Raw genomic sequence first — 4,719 nt, 5'->3', positions numbered from 1 at the left:
TCAATAACTTCTTGCACCCAGCACTGGAGCCATGCATGACGATGCCGTTTTCTTACTTAAACGAGATGAATTCAGAAATTAAATTTATTTTTGGCAGACATTAATGTATAGTGCGCATTATAAATCCATGTTGCGCTGGAAAAATAAGAAATTTTGAAGGCTAGGTAATAAGGAACGTTGTAATGGCTGTAAGCAAAGAAGAAATGATAGAATGGAATATAAGCAACGAAGAGGTTAGACGTTTAAACAAAGAATTATCATCCTCTTCTCTCTCACGTATAGAACAATATGAAATAAGTAAAATATTAAACGAACTTTATTCGTTTCGTTTTATTCCTGATGATGAGTTTGCCCGTGTGAAATATTTTATGGCACGCGCAAATGAAGTACTCAATCATCGAATAACTCCTCCCTCCTCAAAAAATCCAATTGTCATTTTCACTGCAAATGATGAGCTTTCTGAACAAGCACTATATCTTTGGACAGCCTTTATGGTACTGGGAGAATGTCATCCTACGCATAAATTTAATAGTAAGGCCATTAGGATTGAAAGTAAGTATATATTTGATTTAAATCCTAATGAGCTTTGTATTGGATGGGATAGCATTTTTTGGTACGGTTCTAAGTGGCGTAGTGATTCATTATATAATAGAGTATTTAAAAAACATCTGACAAAAGAGATGCTAGAAATAAAGGAATATCCTGAAGCTTTTGAAGGTATATCAATTGAAGAGTACAAAACAATACACCTCCAAGAACTATATAAAATTGCAGAAGCAAAGGGAATAAATCCAGAAGATCTAAGAAAACAAAAAGAAGAACAAGAAAACAAACAACACGACATTGTAACCTCAACTTTATCGAAAATGAAACAGTGGGCAATAAGTAATGAAGAGGCTAAAGACTTAGAAAAAAAAAGATTATCCCCTAATATCTCAGCTTCAGAAAAAAAAGAAATATGGAGGACATTTATAGACCTTTATTCGCCCCATTTTATCCCTGACAATGAATTTGCTCGTGTGAAATATTATATGGCTCGCGCAAATGAACTACTCAATCATCGAATAACTCCTCCTTCCTCAAACAATCCAGTGGTTATTATCACTGGAGATAGTGATAGAGCTTCAGAAATAGCGCAATATCTTTGGACAGCCTTAATGGTATTTGGTGAATGTCATCCAATGCATAAATTTGGTAGCAAGGAAATTAGTATTACAAGTGGTTATTTAGTTAATCGCTCTAGATTTAATCCGAATAATGAACTTTGTACTGAGTGGGACATCGATTATTGGTATGGCTATAAGTGGCGAAATGATTCATTATATAACAGAGTATTTAAAAAACACTTGACAGAAGAGATGCTAGAAATAAAGGAATATCCTGAAGCGTTTGAAGGTATATCAATCAAAGAGTACAAAACAATATATCTCCAAGAACAACACAAAATTGCTGAAATAAGTGCTCAAAAACAGGAAGAAGCTAAAATAAGAGAAATAATCAGATCGAAGAATGAAATTAAGCAAAAAGAAGATGAAGCTAAAAATCCTATTTTGGCTGAGGCAAGAAGAGCGAAAGAAGCCGAAGATAGAAGAAATGAAGAAGCTAAATATCCTTCATTGAGGTGGGAACGAAGAGCAGAAGAAACCAGAAAGAAAGAAGAGATTAGAAAAGAAGAGCAATCACAACAGCGTAATCTCTTGAACAGTCTGTTAAGTGAGGCAAGAAGGAGTTATTTTTTCGCTCTCAAGAGTTGCACCTTCAGTCATGATATTCTAAAAGCAAATGAACGGCTTAATTATTACAAGCCCGCTCAAAGTGAGTATATTCAAAAAAAGTTAAATGAGGATGTAAATCTAAATATGGCTCACGCCATTCGCCTTGTAGCAAAATTCATGGAAGATTCACCCAAATTCAAAGCAATTGAAATAGATTATAAAGATTTACTCTTGTGGCAGTGTTTAATGCAATTAGGTATATTGTTCCCCCACTCAGGTGTTTCCTCTGCAACTATTCGCCCGAACTGTTCGGGTTATTTTAAATTCACAGTACAAAACCAAAAGACTAGAAAAGTGAAGATTTCTCCAGGACATGACTCAGGAAATTCATTTTATTATGAATTACCTACTCTTCAGCTGAATGAATCGAGCATTAAGATGCACCTAAAAAAGGAAGCTGATATAAACCATCAATGGCGCTTAAACAAAGAGGAATCGATTCACAATATACTCATACAAAAATGCCGCTCATTTGAAACAACTATTTTTGATTTTGATAACGCATTTAGCGAAAACACCAACACCAATATTAATTATCAAAATAAAGAAGGTCAAACGATGCTTATGACTGCAATTAATCATCAAAATGATAAATTAGCAGAACATCTTTTAAGAAAAGGGGCAGACCCCTCATTACGTAATAAAGAAGGACAGACAGCACTTGATTTGGTATCCAAACAAAGTTGTTTATATGAAAAAATTCAAGAAAAGCTCACTGAACTGAAATGGAAGAATCTTCCTCCTAATGAAAAGTTAAGCATGAAATTAAAGGAGGAAATTAATGGCTTTAATCCAAAGATTATAAACATGAAACAATTATTATCTCAAGGTGCAAACATTAACTATTCTTTTAACGATGGATATACCCTTTTGATGTTTGCTGTCGATAATCAACAGGATAAGGTCGTTGAATACTTACTGAAGCAAGGTGCAAATCCCTTGCAACAAAATAACTATGGCGAAATAGCCCGTAATTTAGCTTCGTCTACTTCCTCCATTTATCAGATTCTTAAAGGATATGAATTACTAGAGCATGTTATAAAAAACAATCTAACTGGGGTAAAATCACTTCTTTCTACTGATAGCAGCATTATAGATTTCCAAGGTAATAATGGTTATACCCCTTTACTACTTGCTGCGGAGTTAAATTTAAAGAAAATAGTTAAATATCTTTTATTATACAATCCCAGTCTAACAATAACTTGTAATGATGGCAGAGGGATATTCGAGGTTATTAAAAATAAGGAAATAACCAATTTAATTAAACAAGCACTGCACGATTCTGGGATTATTATTGACGAAATGGTCGATCCCGTTAATCCACCAACTGAAAGTGCAGTGGAATTTTTGCCAATTCAAGAAAATGAGTTAAAAACATTACCAATGGGTAGCAATAATATGATGTTTTTTGCAACTCCAACCACCAAACCAGGAGAAAAAAGACAATCAGAGCAACCTTCTAAAACCATTAAATTATCATTGCAATAATTCAGATTAATATGGACGCTGTAATGAACAATGATATTCTATTGATTAATGAACTTAACCGTGTTATTCCTTCTGTTCGTAATGTTAAGAAAGCGCTTGAAGCAGGTGCCGATATTAATGAACAAACAGGGAGAAAAGGATACACCCCTTTGATGTATGTCGTCGAAAAGCAATATGATCGAATAGCTGAATATTTACTCCGCCAAGGAGCTGATCCGCTAATTAAAAATAATGAGAATAAACTAGCAAGTGAATTAGTCTCTCCCAGCTGCTCAGTTTATCATATTCTTAAAGATTTCGAACTATTAGCAGCGACCCATAATAATGATTTAATTTCTGTACAATTGATTATTCAATCCGGTGCGATGATTAATTTTCAAGGTTCTGGACGCTATTCTGCATTGATGATAGCAGTAGAACAAGAAAATATAGAATTAACTGAATACTTACTATCAGAAGGAGCAGATCTTTTCTTAACCCAAAAAGATGGGCTGAATGTATTTGATTTAGCTTTAGACCAATCGATACATCACCTGTTAGAAAATTCTATTATTCAGAACAAAATGTCAGATAACAACCTTCAATATCATGTAAAAAATAAAAAAAATCATTTCTTTTCTTCAGCGAGCAGGCCTCTTTTTAAATGGGAGAAGCTATTTTGAATTCAGTAAAACATTTTAACTTATCCGAAGAATTATTAATCAAAATAGACAAATCTGAATCCAGCATTCAAGCCTTGGTATATTTATTGAATGAAGGCGCGGATATTAACTATCAAGCAGAACAAGATGGGTATACCCCCTTAATGCTCGCTGTAGATCAAGATAATGAATTAATCGTAACTTTTCTTTTGGAGCAAGGGGCTAATCCACTCATTAAAAATCATTACAATGAAATAGCTAGTGATATAGCGTTATGTTACTCCCCTATTTATCAATTGTTAAAAAATAATGAACTACTCTTTGCGGCTTTAATTAATGATATTAATTGCTGCAAAGATGCTCTTTTTTCAGGCGCCAACATTAATTATCAAGGAGTAGGAGGTTATACCGCAGAAATGATCTCAAAAGAACAAAATCATCTTGGTTTATTGAGTGTTTTGAGAAGTTTTAAGTAACTCCCAAATAACAATACTTGGAAAAAGAAAGTGAATATGTTTGATTTTAGCAAAAAATGGATGAGTTTTAGTTATACACAAGATTTCTAACCTGTAGTATCTGAAGAACAATCCTAGGGTTAGAAAAACATTGTGGTCATAGCTTTTTGGAGGTTTATACAGTGCGAATTAATATAGGTAGTGATCGTAAATCAATGAAATATTCAGAAGTGAATAAAATATAGCCTATAGTTGTTATTTCGAAATTTAACGTTTAAAAAAATTTGGATATGAATAGAACGAAGCATAATAAATTATTTTAATAAGCATTTGCATATATAAGATTAAGGACAAAATGAT

At 33.2% G+C, this 4,719-nt stretch carries 3 protein-coding genes; all 3 read left to right on the top strand.

Annotated features, from left to right (window positions below):
- The first annotated feature begins 182 nt into the window (after positions 1 to 182).
- The 3 genes from Q0495_RS08995 to Q0495_RS08985 are packed head-to-tail and all read left to right on the top strand — an operon-like array spanning position 183 to position 4,380.
- A complete protein-coding gene (locus Q0495_RS08995) occupies positions 183 to 3,263 on the top strand; it encodes an ankyrin repeat domain-containing protein (protein WP_298625159.1) in 3,081 nt (1,026 codons plus the stop codon).
- A 41-nt stretch (positions 3,264 to 3,304) separates the two neighbouring features.
- Positions 3,305 to 3,925 (top strand): ankyrin repeat domain-containing protein, encoded by a 621-nt coding sequence (locus tag Q0495_RS08990; RefSeq protein WP_298625158.1) that lies wholly within the window; start codon positions 3,305 to 3,307, stop codon positions 3,923 to 3,925.
- Positions 3,922 to 4,380: an ankyrin repeat domain-containing protein gene (locus Q0495_RS08985; RefSeq protein WP_298625156.1), complete on the top strand. Its 459-nt coding sequence runs from the start codon at positions 3,922 to 3,924 to the stop codon at positions 4,378 to 4,380. Before Q0495_RS08990 ends, Q0495_RS08985 begins: the two co-directional genes overlap by 4 nt.
- Positions 4,381 to 4,719 lie beyond the last annotated feature (339 nt).

Source organism: uncultured Legionella sp. (assembly GCF_937871865.1).
GTDB lineage: Bacteria > Pseudomonadota > Gammaproteobacteria > Legionellales > Legionellaceae > Legionella.
Note: the sequence above shows the minus strand (reverse complement) of the source record. Positions and strands in the feature narration are given on the sequence as shown.